The sequence below is a fragment of the Brevibacillus sp. HB1.1 genome, assembly GCF_013332445.1.
Taxonomy (GTDB): domain Bacteria; phylum Bacillota; class Bacilli; order Brevibacillales; family Brevibacillaceae; genus Brevibacillus; species Brevibacillus porteri.
In genome coordinates this window covers 97,463-118,907 of record NZ_JABMIV010000002.1, presented here as the reverse complement: position 1 = coordinate 118,907, position 21,445 = coordinate 97,463, and the positions used below count along the sequence as shown (strand labels likewise).

Below are 21,445 nucleotides of genomic sequence, written 5' to 3'. Positions count from 1 at the left end.
TTTCGAAAGGGCGGATGTCTAGTAGAGACGATTCGCCCTTTGTCATGATTCATTTCAATCTCTTCACCATGTAACTCCATTTTTTCTCTTTAAATAAAAGATGTGATAGGAAGCTGCTTTCTCGCAATTGCGTATGGAACGATAATCGCTGGTAAAGCTGCTCAGCTCGGGGGTTTTTACCTGCGACGTACAAGCTTAACTTGTCTAGGCTTGGCTGCGCTTGTGCGAAATTGTGCGCCCAATGCAATAGCAGGTTTCCAACTCCTTTGCCTTGATGATTCGGATGGACAACAACATCTGTAATATAGCATTCTCCAGCCTGTGGTTTATGGTCTAGGAAAGATAACCCGATGAACATTTTCAGGAGATTCCATCTGCCAAAACGGTAGAAGTTCTTCCATGCGGGAAATATTCGCCTACTATCAAATTCAGTTTTCCACTTGATGGATATCGTCCCGATAACTTCTCCCTCTTGTAGCGCGACCATTCGTTGACTCGCACGATCTGTAGGAACATGATCAAATAATTTTTCGAAAAAGATGGCGAGCTCGCCATCATTGAGCTTCGTAAGAGTTTGGAATTTCCCACGAAACCCGTGAACAAGAAGTTGACCAATCTGTTGATTGTACGTGGAATGCATCGGTTCTATTGTAATTGGTGATCCAGTCATGATCGGTTTCCCCTTTCGGAATGGGTAGTCGGTTCGATCAAAGCTTGTAGTTCATAGTGCAGTTGGTTTTGACTAAATAGGGATAAGTAAGATCTTTCAATGAGGATCAAGGGTCCCTGTATAACATGAGACTGTGCTCCGGCATAGGAGTAAAACTGTTCAATCACTTGTTCAAGCTCATCCTCTTCATGGATTAGCCTTTGGGTAGACAGATAGTTGCCGCTGGGCAATGAAAAGTCGCCAGGCGCTTCTGTTTCCGTGTATAACGTAATGGTACTGGAATTATCCTCGATGAAATGAAGGTCCGATTCGAACAAGTTCGGGACAGACTTGGCCTGTTCAGTCAACAGTTTGGCGTTTAGCGTTATTTGTGAATCCATGTCTATCCAACGTGCCAAATAGGTGGTTTCACGCCACTTTATTTGGTAGTCATTGGAGTGCGAAATAAAATTCTTTTGTTCATGCAATACCCTGTTTATGAAATGCTGTAGTTCTTGAAGGCGAAGTATCTCTGCATGTATTTCTTTCAAAGAATGATTGAGTAGCTGCCCGTATTGATCAGTAGAATAGGAAGTCATGCATTCTTTAATCGACTGGACAGGCACCCCCAATTTGCGCAGCAACAGAATATGGGATAGCTGGTAAACTTGATCCATGCTGTACATCCTGTACTGATTGTTATCTAGGTAAGCAGGTAGAAGAACCCCTTTCTCTTCAAAATAACGAATCTGATGAACAGACACATTCATAAGCCTAGCTAATTCGCTAATGGTAATATCACTCTTCATAAACGTTACTCCCTATGGATGTTGTGGAATATCTCAACCATACACCTTAGGTCAGACCTAAGGTCAAGATGTACGTTCAAAGAAAGGCTCTTTTGTAGATGCTCTCGATACCAAGCGATATTGACACATCCATGCATTTGGAGATATTGTAGATATAATAAATCTACAATAGATTTTCATGACAGGAGGCCAGTGAGTATGGCGAATATTTGGAATGAGCGCTTTCATTCGGAAGAATATTATTATGGGGAAGAACCTAACGTTTTTATTCAACAACAGGCTTATCGGGTAGAACATGGACAAAAAGTGATCGCGTTTGCAGAGGGTGAAGGCCGGAATGCAGTTTTTTTAGCAAAAAGAAATCTTGAAGTGACAGCCATTGACTATGCGGAGAGCGGATTGCAAAAAACGAAAATACTGGCTCAGAAGCATTCCGTTGACGTACTTACCCAAAAAATTGACCTTTTGGAAGAGGATGTGCCGAGCGAAGAATATGATGTCGCGATTATGGTATATGGCCATTTTCATAAAGATGCGCAGATCTCCGTTCTTAATAAAATGAAAAAGGCGATAAAGCCCAAAGGAATTCTCATGCTTGAGGTCTTCTCCAAGGAACAAATAAAGTATGGAACGGGCGGGCCTCCAGAACTTGAAATGCTATATGATCCCAAAGATATCCTTGCTTGGTGCGAAGGTCATGAAGTGATCCATTTCTTCTATGGTGAACAAGAGCGTGTGGCAGGTAAGGCCCACAATGGATTAGCCCATGTTATTCAGCTTGTATTACGAAAATGATGCGGAAACTACTGGGGCTTCCGAATCTCGATCCATTTCATGATCCACCCTATTTTCAAAAGAATCAGAGATGTAAATAACCTTTACTATAATACGCAATAAATCCGATCGACCTTATGAAAGGAATTGTACATAATGACAGATCAAGTAAGTAGTGTACCTGTATTTTCACAAACGATCACTGACTTTTGGCGGGAGCAATTTTTGAACGGTGACGTCCTTTATAGCGATGAATCCTTTACTGTTGCCATAAATCCTACACTTGACGACGAAAGTCGGGTCATGATGCTGGAAACCTCCGACGGGCGTGTTATGGCGGTCTTGACACCTGCGCTGGTTGATAAGATAGGTCTCTTTCAACAACAATCCTTGTCTGAGTCGACCTTTCGCCAGAAATTGAATGAAGCGGGCATCACACTGCATGGCGCAGATTATCTTTTTTATTTTTCAAAAGCGGATAAAAACGTATTGCTGCACGAAAATCTGGAAGGTAACTTGCGCCGGCTAACCGAGCAAGATGAGGCTGTTTTCTCCGAGTTCACATCTTCCGCATCGGAACAAGACTTGGACGACGCTTATGTAGAATTGGATCACTGGGCGGTGTTCGGCTCTTTTGAGCAAAATTGCCTGGCTAGCGCTGCCAGTATGTATCCATGGGAAGAGGATCTGCAAATTGCGGATCTCGGCGTACTGACGCTGACGTCCTTTAGAGGACAAGGGCACGCCCGCCAAGTGGTGCGTTCCATCTGTAAATACGCCTATGGTCAGGGATACGAACCACAGTACCGATGCCAACTCGATAACCATGCGTCTACTGCCTTGGCGAAGGCAGCGGGTTTCACACTGTTTGGAAAATGGGAAGTGATGTCTCCGGATTCTACTGACTGAGAATCCCATGTCATGTCATAGTGCTCGAACCATTCTTTTTGATCACATGGTAGGAAGACATGATCAACATAAACAAGGATGCGAAGTTGAAACGATTACGCACAAAAAACCCACACATTCCGTGAAGAGGAGAATGGTGGGCATTTTGTGATGGAAGAGAGGCTATCGAGCTGGTGACAAGATCATAATCTAGCCGGTCCTTGCATACGTTAGAATCAGCCATTCGGAAATGAAAGAGTTCATATATTTTATCGTGTTCTTACGATTCCCTCTCTGCCTGCAATACGATGCCAATTACTACTGTCCATAAATCCTTAAGATGAAAAAAGCAAAAAGATGTTGATTTCTATTGTTAACTGCTATATAAATTAATTAGAAGTATTATTATTTAATACTTAATTTAAATGACGGGAGAGGGACAAATGGACTCTATGGCAACTGCTAACACTGGAAAGTGCCCGTTTTCGCACGGTAGCACTACGAATCACAACCCAAGTGCTACGTCGAATAAACACTGGTGGCCCAACCAGTTGAACTTGAACATCTTGCATCAGCATGACAGAAAATCTAACCCTATGGGCGAAGACTTCAATTATGCAGAAGAATTCAAAAAGTTGGACTATCAGGCTCTCAAGCAGGATCTTTATGATCTAATGACAAACAGCCAAGAGTGGTGGCCTGCCGACTACGGACATTACGGGCCATTATTTATCCGTATGGCTTGGCACTCCGCTGGTACATATCGTACAGGAGACGGACGTGGAGGTGCTGGAACTGGCACACAGCGTTTTGCTCCACTTAACAGCTGGCCAGACAATGCCAACCTTGATAAAGCTCGTCGACTGCTATGGCCGATCAAGCAAAAATACGGTAACAAGATCTCTTGGGCCGACTTGTACATTCTAGCAGGTAATGCTGCTATTGAATCCATGGGTGGGAAGACAAGCGGTTTTGGAGGCGGACGCGCGGACGTTTGGCATCCAGAAGAAGATATTTACTGGGGTGCTGAAAAGGAATGGCTAGGCGATAAGCGTTACTCCGGCGATCGTGATCTCGAGAATCCGCTTGCTGCTGTTCAAATGGGTCTTATTTATGTGAACCCGGAAGGTCCGAATGGGAATCCAGATCCGCTTGCAAGCGCTCGCGACATTCGCGAAACCTTCAAACGCATGGGAATGAACGATGAAGAAACCGTTGCACTCGTGGCAGGTGGCCATACGTTCGGTAAGGCTCACGGCGCAGGAGATGCTGCTCTTGTTGGACCAGAACCGGAAGCTGCTCCTGTGGAAGCAATGGGCTTAGGATGGCAGAGCACACACGGTTCCGGTAAAGGTCGCGACACCATCAGTAGCGGTATTGAAGGTGCCTGGACTGCGAATCCAACTCAATGGGATAATGGTTTCTTTGAACTACTGTTCGGCTATGAATGGGAGCTGACCAAGAGCCCTGCAGGTGCACACCAGTGGGTTGCAGTAAATCCTGCTGCTGAGCATCTTGCACCAGATGCAGAAGACGCATCCGTTCGCGTTCCAACCATGATGACCACTGCGGATATGGCCTTGCGTATGGATCCAGCATACGAAAAGATTTCTCGTCGTTACTATGAGAATCCAGAGGAGTTTGCAGATGCATTTGCAAGTGCATGGTTCAAACTCACACACCGTGACATGGGGCCTCGTACAAGATATTTAGGTCCAGAAGTTCCAGCAGAAGATTTTATTTGGCAAGATCCTGTACCTGCTGCTGAGTATGAGTTAACCGATGCAGATGTAGCAGAGCTGAAGACACAGATCTTAGACTCGGGCCTTACCGTCAGCGAGCTGGTAACAACGGCTTGGGCTTCCGCTTGTACCTTCCGCGGCTCGGATATGCGTGGCGGCGCAAATGGTGCTCGCATCCGTCTTGCTCCACAGAAGGAATGGGAAGTAAATGAGCCGAAAAAACTTGAAAAAGTGCTAACGATCCTGGGAGTCATTCAAGAGGACTTCGGCAAGAAAGTCAGCTTGGCCGATTTGATTGTACTCGGCGGTAGTGCCGCAGTCGAAAAAGCTGCACAAGATGCTGGCTTTGATGTAACCGTTCCTTTTGCTCCTGGACGTGGCGATGCAACCCAAGAGCAGACAGATGCAGAAAGCTTTGCTGTGCTCGAGCCAATCGCTGATGGTTTCCGAAACTATCAGAAGAAGGAGTACCGTGTAAGCCCTGCAGAGCTCCTAGTAGACAAGGCACAGCTACTAAATCTTTCTGCACCAGAAATGACTGCACTCGTTGGCGGTATGCGTGTTATTGGTACAAACCACGATGGCACCCAACACGGTGTATTCACGGATCGTGTAGGCACACTCACAAACGACTTCTTTGTTAACTTGCTAGACATGGGCGTACAGTGGAAGCCTGTAGACGGAGGCGTATTTGAAGGACGTGATGGCCAAACAGGTGAAGTCGTGCGTACAGCGACTGCAGTTGACCTCGTATTCGGTTCAAACTCTGTTCTGCGTGCCATTGCAGAAGTTTATGCGCAAGACGATAACAAAGAAAAGTTTGTGCGTGACTTCATTGCTGCATGGGTGAAGGTAATGAATGCAGATCGTTTCGACCTTAAAGAAGCATAATTTGAAAATATAAAGCAAAGAACAGTATTTGTTGTTGGATACTGTTCTTTGCTTTATATTTTCTATAGTCATAGTAGAAATCGAATCGGTTACGATGTTCTACTTACCATCTGAAGCAAGCCTCCAGGTGGTTTTTATAGAATTTACAACTTGGAGACAACTGAAAGATACTTTTAACATATGAACGCTATATTCTATTACCTGTAACAAGGGTTTCGTGCCCAAACCAAAAACAAAAAATTTCAGGAGGCATTACCATGAACAAAAAGAATATTCTCGTTTTGTCAATGGCACTAACAATTGTAGGCGGTGCCACAGCAGCGGTATTTGCAAGCGATAACGCAATTAATTCTACGAAAAACAAAGTCGTTACGTTGGAAAGCAAAGAAGGAAATGGCACAACTCAAACCACTACAAATGATGTAGTCAAAGTAGCAAATGGAAAGATTAGCGATGAAGAAGCGGTAAAAATGGCAACGAAAGCTCTAAAAGACTATAGGGGGCTTGACGCGAAATCTTTTGGTGAGGCGCATGTAAATCGAACGAACAACCAAGAAGACTTTAAGTTCTTTATGGATATCGTTTCAAAAGAAGATGCAGCTGTATTAAAAGAAAACGCCAAAAAAGATACGGCAGATGTTATCGTTGTACAGTTTGTTCGTGCTGAAGACTTAAACCAGCCAATGCCCGCTTCTAATCGCATTGTCATAAATGAAAAAACAGGTGAAATTGTTTCTCTAACTGCTTTCACTGATGAAAATCGAAGCTCAGAGACAACAATCGATGATGCGAAAGTTAAATCTGCGGTTATCAGCTTTTTTGATCAACAACAGAAAAAGGTTAAGGAAAATACGATGAAGGTTAGTAAGAGTGCTAGTTCCGGAACCGTACGTGTTCTTTGCAACCTGGAAGATGGAAGAGATGTAGAGATGACAATTAGTCTGAAGAATTATTCAGTATCTAGTTATGAGATTAATTATGACAGACTACTCCCTCTACCTTCCGAAGAAAAAGATTACCGTGAGAATTTCAGAGAAATGTAAGTAAATGAAGATATTGTAGGACGGATAAGATGGAGTAAGTGCCCGAAATGATACTTACTCTATCTAACCCAAAAATCCCAGGAGGCATTACCATGAACAAAAAAAACATTCTCGTTTTTTCGATGGCACTATCCATTGTAGGCGGTTCTACTGCAGCTGTATTTGCAAGCGAAAACGCGGTTCCTTCTACTAAAAACAACGTCGTAACAATGGCAAGCAAAGCAGGAAATGGCACAAATCAAACCACTGTAGCCAAAGTAGCAAATGGGAAGATTAGTGATGCAGAAGCGGTAAAAATGGCAACCAAAGCTCTAAAAGACTATAGGGGCCTTGACGCGAAGTCTTTTGGTGAGGCGCATGTAAAGCGAACGAACGCGCAAGAAGACTTTAAGTTCTTAATGGGTATAGTTTCAAAAGAAGATGCAGCTGTATTAAAAGAAAACGCCAAAAAAGATACGGCAAATGTTATCGTGGTACAGTTTGTTCGTGCTGAAGACTTAAACCAGCCAATGGGTGCTTCTAATAACATTGTCATAAATGAAAAAACAGGCGAAATTGTTTCGTTAGCTGCTTTCACTGATGAAGATCGAAGCAAAGAGACAACAATCAATGATGCGAAAGTTAAATCTGCGGTTATCAACTTTTTTGGGAAACAACAGAAAAAAGTGAAGGAAAATACGATGAAGGTAAGTAAGAGTGCTAGTTCTGGAACCATACGTGTTCTTTGCAACCTGGAAGATGGAAGGGATGTAAAAATGACAATTAGTCTGAAAAATTATTCAGTATCCAGTTATGAGATTAATTATGATAGACTAATCACTCTACCTTCCGTAGCAAAAGACTACCGTGAGAATTTCAGAGTCCTGAAAGTGAATTAAAAATTGTAGGATGGATTAGATGGAGTACGTGCCCGAAATGGTACATACTCCATCTAACCGTTACAAAAGGAACGAGGTAAAAACTGAATGATAAAAATTTTAGTGGTTGAAGATGATATCGCAGTAGCAAATTTAATAAAATTGAATTTAAATACGGCAAATTATGAGAGTACAGTCGTTTTTGATGGAGAGGAAGCCCTAAATGTGATTGAAAGTGATCGCTTTGATCTCATACTTTTGGATGTGATGCTTCCAAAAGTTGATGGATTTACTTTATTCGAAAAAATTAAACCTTTAGGGATACCTGTCATTTTTTTAACTGCGAAAAGTTCGGTCACAGATAAGGTGTATGGATTAAAAGCGGGAGTAGATGACTATATGACGAAACCCTTTGAAGGAATTGAATTGCTGGCCAGGATTGAAAATGTATTAAGACATTACAATAAAAAAAGCAACATCATAAATTTTAAAGACACAGAAGTATACTTGCAAGAAATGAAGGTGAAAAAGAACGGTGAAATGATTGAGCTTACCTTGAAAGAGTTCGAATTATTGGTGTTTTTAGTGCAAAATAAAAACATCGTATTAACGAGGGAAAAAATCATAGAAAAAATTTGGGGATATGACTACGTTGGCGAGACGCGGACGATTGACAACCATATACAAAAGCTAAGAAGAAAGCTGGGATGGAAAGATGAAATTAAAACCGTATTTAAATTGGGATATAGGCTGGAGGAATAAATGAAATTTTGGCAGAGGATATTTTTATGTACATTAATCATATTTGAAATCTTTTTTGTACCAGCATCCATTTACCTGATTAATAGCAGCTTTGAACTCAATCTCAATATGGAGATCCGTTCCGGGATAAGCGAACAGGATCGATTTGCTAACTCTTTAGAATCAAATCTATATCTGCTTAAAGTTCAAAAATCTTCAAACCCGGATGCTGAAGGAGTTGGCAAACCAAACATCGATTCAATGATTCGTACATACTTGGACAACCTCGGAGAACAGGATGTATATCTGGATGTAATAGATGAAAATAATAAGGTTATTTTCAGTCATTTTAAAAACAACAAGATAACTCTTACTCATCGTGAAGAATTAAACATACCATCAGATAAAGTAAATTACATCATACGGGATCTAGGCGAAAAGACTTACTTATTTATAGCTAAGAATATTTATTTGGAAAATAATCACTATAAGCTTTCTTACGTGAAAGATATTTCCAGTGTTTATGAAAATAGAAAAGACTTATTAAGCCTTTTAATCAAGTTAAATGCTCTTATCTCAGCAATTTTGGTCATCGTTACCATAACAATGAGCAAGTTTATAGTAAAACCGATTAATAAACTTATCAAGTCAACAAGAATTATTGCAGGCGGGAATTTCAGCGAAAGAGTCATGGTCAAATCGAATGATGAAATCGGGTTGTTAGCGGAAAATTTCAATTTGATGGCCGTTGATATAGAAGATAAAGTAAACCAGCTTAAAAAAACTTCAGAAGACAAGCAAAGGTTTATCGATAACCTGGTACATGAACTAAGAACTCCCTTAACGTCGATCATAGGCTATGCGGATTATTTACGAACGAATAAATATGATGAAGAGACTTATATCAACTCATTAAGCTTTATCTATGAAGAAGGAAAGCGGCTAGAGAAACTGACATTTAAGCTTATGGAGCTCATTGTTTTGCGAAAAGAAGATTTTGAGTTAAAAAAGGGAAAACTTGACGAACTTTTTGTGGAAATCAAACATTCCTTTATTCCAAAGCTGAACATAAAGAATATAGATCTGGAAATATCGACGGAGCATCTTAGTGTTTTAATGGATAAAGATTTGATGAAAATTTTACTTGCAAACCTGATAGACAATGCGATTAAAGCATCGAAGAACAACGATAAAATACTTCTGCGTTCTTACAGAGATGCTGAGTCGAAAATTATTCTGGAAGTGAAAGATACAGGGATCGGTATTCCTGATGACGACATAACAAAAGTCTTTGAGCCATTCTTTATGTCCGACAAATCGAGATCGAGAGCCAATGGAGGAGGCCTCGGGCTCGGGCTTTCATTATGTAAGGAGATCGCTAACATTCATGACGCTGAAATAAGAATAGAAAGTAAGCTCGGTGAAGGTACAATTATCCAATTGGTTTTTAACTATTAGATGAAGAAAGCTTTACCGTACTTGAGCCAATCGCTGATCACGGATTGTGTAGGTACACTCACGAACACCTTCTTTATTAACTTTCTAGACAGGGAGTACAATCTGAAAATGTTAAAGTCTGGTTTCAGGATGAAGAGATTCATTATTAATGAAACGTTGGATGATCCTAAAAAAACCTGATTCCCTGAATCCAGCGCTGAAGTAGCTTTAGCGTTGCCAAACATCATTTAAGGTCGCAAAGTGAAAAACTTGCAAAGTAGTAAGTAGACGAAAATACGTGGTGGCGATAACGTAGCTCAATCTTGTTGTTCACTGAAAATAATGTTTTAGACTTAAAAATAAAATGTTAGACTGTGAAAAAAATAGATACATAAAAGAGGAAGTTTGATGGTGTATGCACAAAGCCGAATGGAAGTACTACCGGACGATACCTATGAGCATAAGTAACGAGCGCTCCCCGTGTCGATGGAGAGAGAGGGTCGCCTATAGCGTGGCCGTTTTTGTTGTCATGGCTTTGGGCTTAGGGTCCAGAGCGTTCGCTGATGTGTTGCCTGTCTTTGTAGCTGAGCATTTTGGCGATGCATTATGGGCGTGCATGATCTACTTCGGCTTTCGCACATTTTATGCTCATAAAAAGATTTCTTTCGCGCTGTGGTGGAGCCTCTCGTTTTGCTTTGCAATCGAGGGCAGCCAATTGTATCAGGCCGATTGGATCAATTACCTCCGGGCGACAACTATGGGGGCGTTGGTATTAGGAAAAGGCTTTTTGACGGCGGACCTTGTGCGGTACACTGCGGGAGTTGCCGTCTCTTCTCTGCTCGACCTTGCTTGGCCTTGGCGTAAGCGCTCGTGATTTTTGGTGGAAATCTATCGTAGACTTTAGGAGGGATCATGTTGCAGCAGCTCTTTAACGATATGATTAAACAGGACGTAAAGCCGTTCCTTTCCAAGCATGGCTTCGCAAAGAAGAGTTTGAATTTCCATAAGAGTACAGAAAACCTCATCTACATGTTCAACTTCCAAAAATCTGCTGGCAATGCAGCGGACAATGTCATGTTTTATGTGAACTGCGGCATTTATGCAGCGGAGTTGGCACAAATACAGTCGAGAGAGATTCTAACAGCACCTAAAGAAGCGGAGTGTCATTTCAGAGCAAGAATTGGAGAAATGGTTGAGTCTGCTCCGGATCGATTTTCAATCACTCCTGATACGAATATGGATGATGTAAGAAAAACGCTGCTAAGTGGATTAGAAGAGGTTATCCATTTCTATGATACGATGACCAGTGCCAGATCCATTGTTGATTATTACACTTCAGGTCCATTTTTACATCTGAGCGAAGAAAGCTTTCATTTGCTCTTACAATCTAATGATGTAGTAGCGGCTAAACATTATTGGAAGACGTTGCAGGAAAAGTACGGAACAGAAAAGCGATGGACCATATTCGAGAATAAATACACGGCCATCTTCCATAAATACGGCGTGGAATTTGATAAGCGATAAGTCAGCATTGTGATCGCAAGTGAGAAACGATTTGGTGGCGGTGGAAAAATCTTGATGATGCCTTACCCCGTTATGACATGAACCTAATGTAAACGTTCGTTCAATAAGAACAGCGGCCAGTATAAGACTTTATTTTCAGGTCTTAGCTGGCCGATGTTTCATTTTGTGGAGTTAGTCTGAAACCAGTTTCTGGTAAAATAGGCGAACGAATAGGCGGAAAAACCATAACGTAAAGTGTATCAAAGCCAATGGAGGAGGGAAATTATGTACGGGTGGTATCCACAAGAGGGTTATTATCCAATTTCGGCGGGAGAAGGCAGACGCTACAACGATTACGAATTACTGAGACACATCGCCAGATTAGAGCGACGTTTGGCAGAAGTACAAGAAGCCTTGTCAACATGTATGAAAAAGAATGACGGATTAAAAAAGGATTTAGAAGTTGTTAGACTGCAAAGCCCTGTGCAAACTCAAAATGATCAAACCTATCAACAGCCAGCAGTCGATAAAGTAAATGTCAAATGTATAGCAGCGACAGGGACATCGGTAACCTTTGAGATATCGGAAAGAAGATTAACATTTGATAGCGATTATTATGGTAAATATGTAGGCGAATATACCCCTGGAAAAGTATACGCAGCCATGGCGGATTATGGTGCGGGGCAAATCTATCTAACTATTAAGGATGATAATGAAATTTGGCATACATTTAGATATTCACGTTTCGAATCGTAATTGACAAGTTGTTGTCGAGTGATGTAACCAAGAATACTGACTGTGTGTTGCCAGAAAATGCTTATGTCACTCGACATGATACATACTTCGAAAAGTGCTATGTAATAAAATATTTAGCCAAACCAAATAAGAAAGTACAGAAATGTTATGGGAACTCAAGTGCTTATTTATGTTCGATTTCTTGACGAATTACATGCCAAAATGCGTTACGTGTGGTTTCCATCAACTTTCATCAGCGTTATCTTGGGCGTTGAAGCAACATATGGCTGTCTTCCTTATCGTCATCACTGGGTGTCCGGAGTGGAGCTACCTTTTTCCATCTGATCGTTTTGGGTGGTATCTATTGGTACAGGTATCGACCACAATAATGGGTAAAGAACCGATTTCATCACGGTTCTACGACATTCTGTCGTCTTTTTACGGAGGGGTGCTCATGCGTCTGAGTTATGACTGTTTTGGGCATTTTGTTTGGCTTCCTATATTGGCGATATGGTGTAGAAGCTGCGATCATTAGTCATTTTAGCGCTGTCATCGTGCTACATGTGATCTTGAAAAATAAAATACATAGAAAGTAGGAGAAGCAAATGATAGTTGTCACAACAGAAAACATTCCAGGATATCGTGTCGTTGAAGTAAAAGGAACCACCTTCGGCTTGATCGTTCGAGCACGCGGAATTGGCGGAGACATCATGGCAGGTCTTCGTTCATTAGTTGGCGGAGAAATCAAGGAATACACGGTGCTCTTGGAGGACGCGCGCAAACAAGCGCTTGACCGCATGATTAAAAACGCAACTGCCATGGGAGCTAACGCTGTGGTAATGTGTCGTTACGACTCTGGAAATATGGGAAATATGGGGGAGGTTGTCGCGTACGGTACAGCAGTTGTCGTTGAAAAGGTGTAATGAATGATTTATGTTGTTTATTACATTGTGTTTCAGATCTTGCTTTTCATCACCTTGCTAATCATTTCCAAAATAAAGGACAAGCGACTGCACCAAGACCACGGAGAAGTCGTCCCGCCCGGATTTGAGCCCACGAATGAAGTGACGATCGATCCGGTAACGCAGGAAAAGCGTCGTGTATACTTCAATCCGAAGACCGGGGATCGCTATTACAAAATTGAAAAATAAGCGATGAGGATGACTGTCCAGCTCATGGAGCAGGAAAATATGGAGATAGTAGGATTAAGTAGAAATGAGCCAAATCTTGTTAGCTGACAAGATTTGGCTTTTATTGTGCGCCCAGCAAGGGCGATAGCTCTAGAGTGTAAGTCCCGAACGGCGTTTGTTGAACCATTGACAAAATATTTACAAATTATTTAATTGCCATATTTTGGAAAAAGTAATAGCATATAGCTGTATGAAACATTACCGAATAGGAGGGATTTAAAATGAAAGGTGTAATCAAGTTAATAAGTGCTTTAACAACGTTCGTGTTGGCATTCATTGTATTAGGGTCAGGTCCAGTATCAGCGAATGGGACAGGTTCACCAGTAGCATATTTGTGCGAAGATGCAGACTATCAAGGTTACTGCTTAGGTCTATACGCGGGCACTAGAATTAATACACTTGATGAAAAATTCTTCAATGACAAAGCTTCCTCGATCAAGATTTTAGATAATCGATACAACGTAACTGTTTTCGAACACTTAAATTGGACTGGACGTAGCACTACTTATTTGTTCAGTGATCGTGACATGAGTGACGAAAAGATTGGGAACGATGAAGCTTCTTCTCTTTATGTTTCTGGACATCAAGAAGAGCTAAATGGAGTTTACTTGTACGATAACTACGGAATGAGCGGCGATTGGATCAAGGTTACCTCAAGCGCGAACACTATCCCACTTAATGACAAGATTTCGTCCATTCGTATCGTCGGACCATATGATATAACGATATTCGAACATGCAAACTTTACTGGAAGAAGTTTGAGTTTTAGTGGTAATGCTTATCTAGAGGGCACCACGATTCCCGATTTGGTTCCCCACGGATTTAACGACATTACATCAAGCATATTAATCACAAAGCGCTAATAAAAAAGTTCTTCATGTCTTTGCACTCTATTTTTCTTCATTGTCAACTAATAAAACAACAGGTACATCCATCGTTAGCCTACGAGATAATAATAGAACCATCCAATATTAAAAGTGACCATTCATTTGGTCACTTTTTGTGTTACACCCTTTAGGTTTTGTTGTTCGAGTATTCTATCTAGGTTATCAAAATCCGATTATCATCAATCCGGCAGGAAAGGTTTTCATCTGTTATCACGATACCAGGGAGATCAAGTTAGTAGCGGATTCATTCGAGATGCTGTCGAGGAAAATTTTTATGGAAAATGCGTCCTCAACGACCTTTGACAGTACTGCCATATTGTGACGACCCCAAACTCATGATAACATTCTAAAAAATATCTTTTGGAGAGATAGAGGACGAGAGGTCATTAGCATGACAAAAACGATACTGATAGTGGAAGACCAGCAGGTTTTGCGAGAGATTATGAAGGAATACTTGATGGACGAAGGATACGAAGTGCTGGAAGCCGGGGACGGGAGTCAGGCGCTGACGTTATTTCAAGAGCATGAAGTACATTTGATCATTCTGGACATTATGCTGCCGGAATTGGACGGGTGGTCAGTATGCAGACGCATTCGCAAAGTTTCCAACGTCCCCATTCTGATGTTAACAGCTCGTGCGGATGAGGATGACACGTTGCTTGGATTCGAGCTCGGAGCGGACGATTATGTGGTGAAACCGTGCAGTCCTCCCATCCTGCTGGCACGCGCCAAACGGTTGCTGGAAAATCGGCAAATTCAAGAACCGGGGGATATGTTGTCCGGCGGCGGGATTACGATTCACTTGCCGTCCCGAACCGTTTCGATTGAGGGAAACAACTATAGCCTGACGCACACGGAATTCGAAATTCTGGCCTACTTGATGAAAAACAAAGGCATCATCCTAACCAGAGAACAGCTCCTTACAAAAATCTGGGGTTACGACTTTGACGGCGAGGATCGTACGCTCAGCAGCCATATTCGCAATTTGCGTTCCAAGCTGGGAGAGCATGCGAAGCATATCGTCACTGTTGTTCGTTCCGGTTATAAATTCGAGGATCGGCCATGAGAACAAGCATTGTACTCAAGCTGTTTCTCCTCACAACGGGATTATGCCTGTTTGTGATCGCGAGTATTTTTATCGGACAAACCGTATTTTTCGAGCAGTTTTATGTGCATCAAAAGGTAGAGAAGGTGAAGGAAGCCCTTCAATTCTATCGGCAAAACGAGTTGACTCATGCCGGGGATTCCCAGGATGAAGTCAGGAAAGAACAGGAGTTTTATCAAAAGACGAATGCCTGGTTTGCTCGATTGGATGATAGAGGTCATTTGAAGTACACGGACGATTTCGAGATGGAGGTCCGTCTGGAGCACTCAGACGCCACCCCTGCTCTTTCTGGCAATTCGATTGTCGTTCCGCTGTACACGGTCATGGATGTGGAGGATGTAAGCGCTGATAACCCCTTCATCGATACCTTTGTGAAAGCAGGTCAACAGATTGCCATGGAAGGGATCATGATCGATAATCAATGGTTTCCGCAGCGGATCGGGAGGAGTGTCTCCAATCTCAGAGAGGAAAATCGACTAGAGAATCAGCCCCTCGTCAAAAAAGAGTATGAGGTCGTCCCGAGATTCAAGAGTCCTACCGAATACCATGAGCGTTATCCCAGCGTACTGGTGCACGGAACCATCACACAGGTCCGGACACCGCAAGGCGCGGATGTATCCCGCTATACGAACCGCTTATTTCTTGAACGGGTGAAAGCTTTTCAAGCAGATCTGCTATACGGGGATTATGTGGAGCAAACAAGCACCATAACGGACTACAATGAGAACGATATGGACTACAAAATATTCGTAGAGCGCGTGACCGATCCAACAGGGAATCCCGCCTATCTATTCGCCATGACATCATTGCAGCCTGTAAACGAAGCTACAGAGGTCATGAGAAGTTATTACGGCTACATCCTTGCAGGTACCTTGCTGCTCGTTCTGCTCGCCTCCTTCTATTATTCCCGCAGAATAGCAGCTCCTTTGCTCCGCATGGACGACATGACGCAAAAAATGGCCAAACTGGACTTCTCTGAAAAAATTCCGATCAAGACAGAGGATGAGATCGGCAGCCTGTCACGGAATATTAATCGGCTTTCGGATATGCTGCATGCCCATATTGTCCGGCTGGAGCAGGATATCGAGAAAGAAAAGCGGCTGGAGCAAACGCGTAAAGAATTTATAGCTGATGTGTCGCATGAGCTGAAAACTCCGCTCAGCGTCATGGAAAGCTGCCTTTACATTTTGAAGGATAAGGCGGACAGCCCAAAGCGGGACTACTATTTTGCTGCGATGGAAGATGAAGTGAAGAAGATGAACCTTCTAGTTGCGGATATGCTGGAATTGGCAAAATATGAATCCGGTACGTATAGAATGCAGATGGATTCGTTCCGAATTGATGTGGTACTGGAGCAAATCTGCTTAAAGTTGGCACCGGACCTCTCCGGCAAGCAGTTGCAGTTGCACAACCGTTTCGCCCCAGTCGAAGTCATCGCCAATCAGCATCGAATCGAGCAGGTGATCGTGAATTTCCTGACAAACGCCATACGCTACACGCCGGAGCAAGAGGACATTGTCATTTCGACAGTTGAAGGGGAGGATACCGTCAAGATTTGCATCGAAAATAAAGGCGTCCATATTCCGGTCGAGCAATTGGAGAAGATATGGGATCGTTTCTACCGCGGCGAGCACTCCCGTAACCGTGCGACCGGAGGAACCGGATTGGGCCTGGCGATCTCCAAGCAGATATTAGAACTGCATGGGTCGTTCTATGGGGCAATGAATACGGAGGAAGGAGTCTTGTTCTATTTTGAATTAAAGAAAAAGAAAGTGTAGAACCTTGGTTCTGCACTTTTTTTATTGCATTTCTACCCAATCTGCACACGATCTGCATCTGATCTTGATCTCCGACGATTACTCTTTACCTTGTTCAAGAAGAAAGGGGAAAGATGAAAGTGCAAAAGAAAATGATGGGTATTACACTGATCGCAATGGTCGCCTTATCGGTTGCGGCATGCGGCACCAATGGACAACCACCTGCTTCCGAGATGACTAGGCAGGCCGTAGACATCTCCACTCCGGAGCAAACCTCATATGCATCACAGTATCAAACAAGCGTTTTTCTCGGAGATTCGATTACGGAGGGATTGTCTTACCATGATGTGCTGAAAGACAAGAACGTGCTGGCAGGTGCAGGGAAAACGGCTGAATTCGCGCTGCAAGATGTGGACGAATTGGTCAAGCGCAAGCCCGAGCATATTTTTATCCAGCTAGGTTCGGATGACATTTTATGGCCGACCGACAATCCCAAGGAATATTCGTTGTCGTATTACGGCCAATTGGTCGATCGCATCAAAGTAAAGCTTCCAGAGGCGTCCATCACGATATTATCCGTTACCCCGGTTACGGCAGAGGCAGAAAAAGCGGAGCCCCGTTATCGAAATATCGGCGACTACAATAAGGGACTGAAGGAGCTGGCAAGCAAGGTACAAGTCGGATTCATCGATGTGTCGTCAATCGTGTCCGCTCATCCTGACATGTACGATGCGGACGGCATTCATTTCCAAGCCGAGTTTTACCCGATCCTGCTCGATTACGTAAAAGATGAGCTGGGTCGTCAGAAGAACGCAAAATAGCGGCGCGGGAGGAAGCGAACGTTGGTATTCAGCAGTCTGATATTCCTATTTCAATTTCTTCCCGCCGTGCTGCTCGTTTATTATGTGTCGCCCAAGAAGCTGAGAAATGCTGTTCTGTTCGCAGCGAGCCTCATCTTTTATGCATGGGGCGAACCAGTTTATATCATCATCATGATTTTTACAACCGTATTTGATTATATCAACGGGCTTGTGATCGACAAGTACAGTCACCGTAAGCCGATCGCCAGAGCAGTGTTGTTCGGCTCTATCTGCGGCAGTCTGGCGATTCTCAGTTTCTTCAAATATGCCGGGTTTGTCGTTTCGAATGTGAATGATCTATTCGGTCTGCATATACAAGTGGCTGATCTGCCACTGCCCGTCGGTATTTCCTTCTATACGTTCCAAACGATGTCCTATGTAGTGGATGTATACCACGGTAAAGTGCCGGCACAACGAAATATCATCGCTTTCGGCACTTACGTCACGATGTTTCCCCAACTGGTCGCAGGTCCGATCGTCAAATATGGGGATATCGCGGAGCAACTGGTCTTTCGTAAAGTGACGCTGGAGCAGTTCGGAGAAGGGGCGGAATGGTTTATCCGGGGATTGGCCAAAAAAGTGCTGCTAGCCAACAATATCGGACTGCTATGGACCAACGTGAAGTCGACGCCGATGGAGGACTTGACTGTCCTCTCCGTGTGGCTCGGCATCCTAGCGTTTACGTTTCAAATCTATTTCGATTTCAGCGGGTATTCAGATATGGCGCGCGGGCTCGGCAAAATGTTCGGTTTCGACCTCCCAGAAAACTTCAAGCATCCGTATATTTCAAGAAGCGTTTCGGAATTTTGGCGCAGATGGCATATTTCCCTCGGTTCTTGGTTCCGGGAGTATGTCTATATTCCGCTCGGCGGCAACCGGGTGGGCTTGGGAAAGCAGTTCCGTAACCTCTTGATCGTATGGTTCTTAACCGGTCTGTGGCATGGGGCGAGCTGGAACTTTATCGTATGGGGCTTGTATTTCGGCTGTTTTGTTGCGTTTGAGAAGCTGTTTTTGCTGAAGTGGCTGAAGCGTTGGCCGAACTGGGCAGGACATCTCTACACGCTGACGATTGTCGTTGTCGGGTGGGTCCTTTTTGAATTTGAACATTTGCCTTCCGCGTGGATGTTCATCCGTGCGATGTTTGGTTTCGGGGGTCACGAATGGGTGGATCGTCAGGCGCTCTACGACCTGACGACGTATGGCGGATTGCTCGTTCTGTTGGCCTTGTGCGCGACACCGTTGCCCCGGAAAGGATTACAGCAGATGAAAGCCCGATGGAATTCGGTAAGCATGATCGCTGCTTTGGCACTTTCTATCATCAGTTTGGTTTTGTCGTCCGCTTATTTGGTCTTTGAGGATTACAATCCATTCTTATATTTTCGGTTTTGAGGGGAGGGAGCAGTTTGACCAGATATGACAAACGCACGCAAACCGTGACGGGCTTGTTGTTCTCGCTGTTTATCCTCATGGTGGCTGTTTTGAACATACTGACCCCTGATCAGGCATTTTCGGAATCGGAAAACAGGGTGCTCGAGACCAGGCCGCCTTTTTTACTGCGATCACTACTGGCGGGGAAGTTCACATCAGATTACGAGACCTATATCACCGATCAATTTGCTTTCCGAGACGTTTGGATCGGACTAAAAACGGATGCGGATCGTGTTATGGGCAAAAAGGATAGCAACGGTGTTTATCTGGGGAAGGATGGGTACCTGATTCAACATTTCTCATCGCCGCAAGACGCCGAGGTGAATGATAGAATGAAAGCCATTCATTCTATTCACCAGACAACGCCCGACCTTCGCAAGTACATCATGCTGGTACCGACCGCCGCCGCGTTGCTTCGGGATAAACTGCCCGCCTACGCACCAATTGGTGACGAACATGCTGCTCTGAATCGAGTACGGCAATCGCTTCAACCTGATATTCGCTTCGTTGATGTCTATCCCGCGCTGTATGCCGGACGCGAAGAAGCCATTTTTTATAAAACGGATCATCATTGGACGAGCAAAGGCGCTTATTATGCTTATCGGGTGTTGTGCAAGCAGATGGGGATTGTTCCAAAAGACGAAGCTGCGTTCAACATCCGACAGGTGACGGATGCATTCTACGGATCGCTCTATTCGAAGAGCGGATTCCGCCATTTACAGCCTGATCGTATCAATCTTTATTTGCCGAAAGAGGAAAGCAAAAAGAAAGTGGAGTACGTGGACGAAGGCCGTACCGCGGATTCCTTGTACCAAATGGACAATCTGTCCAAAAAGGATAAGTATGCGCTATTCCTCAACGGCAACCATGCACTGGTCCGAATCACAACGGAGCATCCGGACGGGAAGAAGCTGCTGATCGTGAAAGATTCGTACGCCAATAGTCTGATTCCCTTTTTGGCCGAACACTTCACAGAGATCGATGTCGTTGACCTTCGCTATTATGAGGTATCCGTAACAAAGCTCATACAAGATCGGCAGTTTCATGACATGCTATTCCTTTACAACGTCAAAACGTTTTTTGAAGACACCTCTATTCTGAACATTATGGAGTGAATGGAATGAAGCGATTTTTGTCTGTACTGCTTATGTTTGCTATCGGAATGGGCATATTGGCCGGATGCTCCAGTGGCGGCGGGACTTCCGAAGAACTTTCGGCCGCAGAAGTGGGAGAAAGAATTCAACAAACAGTAAGTTTTCAGGATATGAAGCAAGGGGATCTGGAGAAACTGCAAAAGTTGTATCAGATCGAGGCAGGAAAAGTAGAGGATTTCATCCTGTACACGGCTTCATCCAATGTGAAAGCGGATGAACTGGCTGTGATCAAAGTCAACGATGCGAGCGACACCGAGTATATAAAAGAGAAAATACAACAACGGATCGAGGCACAAACAATTAAATTGAAAGACTATCGCCCAGAGGAGTATTTTCTCATCGAAAAACATGTTTTGAAGACGAAAGGGACGTTTGTTTTATTCGCGGTGTCGAAAGAGGTTGATCAAATAGAATCTGTGTTTGACGAAGCTCTGAGGTAAAGTCACGATGACAAATCCTTTTGCATGGGATGTAAATGAGTGTAGCTACACAGAGACTCTTAACGATAAAGGGACCTATCCTGATTCTGACAGGGTGGGTCCTTTTTCTGACAAACCGCCCTCATGCGTAGTATTCTGTAACAAAAGAAAACGGTAACCCTATTAGCTACCGTTTTCATACGGACCCATTTATCTTACTCGGATAAACACCAAAACATTATCTCTTGATAACACACGTTGGAACCCGTTATTCAAAAGACAACGTGCAGCAGGACCCACACGTCTACCAATCATTAAAAATCGGTTACATGGTGCGGCACTTCCAATGATGCTAACGTCTCGAATAATTCGCCTCCGTACGCCATTCACTCTGATACGTCTAAATAGTATTACTACCACGTCAGTCATAGTAATCACCTCGCTTCTCTCTGCATGATATAGAGCATGCAAATGGGGGAAGCTTGGCAACTGATACGAGCCTATACTAATTGAAAATGTACGAATCGATACGGCAATTTACAAGAAAGTGTTAGTCAACTATTCTTCTTCTCCATT

General features: G+C 43.5%; 21 protein-coding genes. 19 read left to right on the top strand and 2 right to left on the bottom strand.

What is annotated here, in order from left to right:
- Window positions 1-49: 49 nt before the first annotated feature.
- The gene (locus HPY27_RS05630) at window positions 50-670 is read right to left on the bottom strand and encodes a GNAT family N-acetyltransferase (protein ID WP_174224528.1); all 621 of its coding nucleotides are present in this window, start codon (window positions 668-670) and stop codon (window positions 50-52) included.
- The gene (locus HPY27_RS05625; protein ID WP_174224527.1) at window positions 667-1,458 is read right to left on the bottom strand and encodes a MerR family transcriptional regulator; all 792 of its coding nucleotides are present in this window, start codon (window positions 1,456-1,458) and stop codon (window positions 667-669) included. Before HPY27_RS05625 ends, HPY27_RS05630 begins: the two co-directional genes overlap by 4 nt.
- 198 nt (window positions 1,459-1,656) lie before the next feature.
- Between HPY27_RS05625 and HPY27_RS05620 the strand changes: the two genes are divergently transcribed.
- The 19 genes from HPY27_RS05620 (at window position 1,657) to HPY27_RS05530 (ending at window position 20,890) form a co-directional block, all read left to right on the top strand.
- The gene (locus HPY27_RS05620; RefSeq protein ID WP_174224526.1) at window positions 1,657-2,253 is read left to right on the top strand and encodes a class I SAM-dependent methyltransferase; all 597 of its coding nucleotides are present in this window, start codon (window positions 1,657-1,659) and stop codon (window positions 2,251-2,253) included.
- A gap of 135 nt (window positions 2,254-2,388) precedes the next feature.
- Window positions 2,389-3,141: a GNAT family N-acetyltransferase gene (locus HPY27_RS05615; RefSeq protein WP_174224525.1), complete on the top strand. Its 753-nt coding sequence runs from the start codon at window positions 2,389-2,391 to the stop codon at window positions 3,139-3,141.
- A gap of 422 nt (window positions 3,142-3,563) precedes the next feature.
- The gene (gene katG / locus HPY27_RS05610) at window positions 3,564-5,753 is read left to right on the top strand and encodes a catalase/peroxidase HPI (protein ID WP_174224524.1); all 2,190 of its coding nucleotides are present in this window, start codon (window positions 3,564-3,566) and stop codon (window positions 5,751-5,753) included.
- A 257-nt stretch (window positions 5,754-6,010) separates the two neighbouring features.
- Window positions 6,011-6,796, top strand: coding sequence for a hypothetical protein (locus tag HPY27_RS05605; RefSeq protein ID WP_174224523.1), 786 nt, complete (start codon window positions 6,011-6,013; stop codon window positions 6,794-6,796).
- Between the two features lie 92 nt (window positions 6,797-6,888).
- Window positions 6,889-7,674, top strand: coding sequence for a hypothetical protein (locus HPY27_RS05600; protein WP_174224522.1), 786 nt, complete (start codon window positions 6,889-6,891; stop codon window positions 7,672-7,674).
- An 87-nt stretch (window positions 7,675-7,761) separates the two neighbouring features.
- Window positions 7,762-8,415, top strand: coding sequence for a response regulator transcription factor (locus tag HPY27_RS05595; protein WP_174224521.1), 654 nt, complete (start codon window positions 7,762-7,764; stop codon window positions 8,413-8,415).
- Entirely contained in the window at window positions 8,416-9,852 is a 1,437-nt protein-coding gene (locus HPY27_RS05590; protein ID WP_174224520.1) for a sensor histidine kinase, read from the top strand.
- 433 nt (window positions 9,853-10,285) lie between these two features.
- Complete coding sequence (locus HPY27_RS05585; RefSeq protein ID WP_254612833.1) at window positions 10,286-10,705, top strand: ribosomal maturation YjgA family protein; 420 nt, start codon at window positions 10,286-10,288, stop codon at window positions 10,703-10,705.
- A gap of 38 nt (window positions 10,706-10,743) precedes the next feature.
- On the top strand, window positions 10,744-11,355 hold the full coding sequence (locus tag HPY27_RS05580) for a DUF4304 domain-containing protein (protein WP_174224518.1): 612 nt from the start codon (window positions 10,744-10,746) through the stop codon (window positions 11,353-11,355).
- Between the two features lie 264 nt (window positions 11,356-11,619).
- Entirely contained in the window at window positions 11,620-12,090 is a 471-nt protein-coding gene (locus HPY27_RS05575; RefSeq protein ID WP_174224517.1) for a hypothetical protein, read from the top strand.
- A gap of 584 nt (window positions 12,091-12,674) precedes the next feature.
- Window positions 12,675-12,992, top strand: a complete 318-nt coding sequence (locus tag HPY27_RS05570; protein WP_173621864.1) for a heavy metal-binding domain-containing protein — start codon at window positions 12,675-12,677, stop codon at window positions 12,990-12,992.
- A 3-nt stretch (window positions 12,993-12,995) separates the two neighbouring features.
- The gene (locus HPY27_RS05565) at window positions 12,996-13,220 is read left to right on the top strand and encodes a hypothetical protein (protein ID WP_017248564.1); all 225 of its coding nucleotides are present in this window, start codon (window positions 12,996-12,998) and stop codon (window positions 13,218-13,220) included.
- 260 nt (window positions 13,221-13,480) lie between these two features.
- Window positions 13,481-14,122, top strand: a complete 642-nt coding sequence (locus HPY27_RS05560; RefSeq protein ID WP_173621865.1) for a beta/gamma crystallin family protein — start codon at window positions 13,481-13,483, stop codon at window positions 14,120-14,122.
- 415 nt (window positions 14,123-14,537) lie between these two features.
- Window positions 14,538-15,212 carry a response regulator transcription factor gene (locus tag HPY27_RS05555; RefSeq protein ID WP_017248566.1) on the top strand — a complete coding sequence of 225 codons (675 nt, stop codon included), beginning with the start codon at window positions 14,538-14,540 and terminating at the stop codon, window positions 15,210-15,212.
- Window positions 15,209-17,029: a HAMP domain-containing sensor histidine kinase gene (locus HPY27_RS05550; protein WP_174224516.1), complete on the top strand. Its 1,821-nt coding sequence runs from the start codon at window positions 15,209-15,211 to the stop codon at window positions 17,027-17,029. The genes HPY27_RS05555 and HPY27_RS05550 overlap by 4 nt, the downstream gene beginning before the upstream one ends.
- A 113-nt stretch (window positions 17,030-17,142) precedes the next feature.
- A complete protein-coding gene (locus tag HPY27_RS05545; RefSeq protein WP_174224515.1) occupies window positions 17,143-17,829 on the top strand; it encodes a GDSL-type esterase/lipase family protein in 687 nt (228 codons plus the stop codon).
- A gap of 21 nt (window positions 17,830-17,850) precedes the next feature.
- Complete coding sequence (locus HPY27_RS05540) at window positions 17,851-19,257, top strand: MBOAT family O-acyltransferase (protein WP_174224514.1); 1,407 nt, start codon at window positions 17,851-17,853, stop codon at window positions 19,255-19,257.
- A 14-nt stretch (window positions 19,258-19,271) separates the two neighbouring features.
- Window positions 19,272-20,411, top strand: coding sequence for a DHHW family protein (locus HPY27_RS05535; protein WP_174224513.1), 1,140 nt, complete (start codon window positions 19,272-19,274; stop codon window positions 20,409-20,411).
- Window positions 20,412-20,416: 5 nt separating this feature from the next.
- Complete coding sequence (locus HPY27_RS05530) at window positions 20,417-20,890, top strand: DUF4358 domain-containing protein (RefSeq protein WP_173621871.1); 474 nt, start codon at window positions 20,417-20,419, stop codon at window positions 20,888-20,890.
- The last annotated feature ends 555 nt before the right edge of the window (window positions 20,891-21,445 follow it).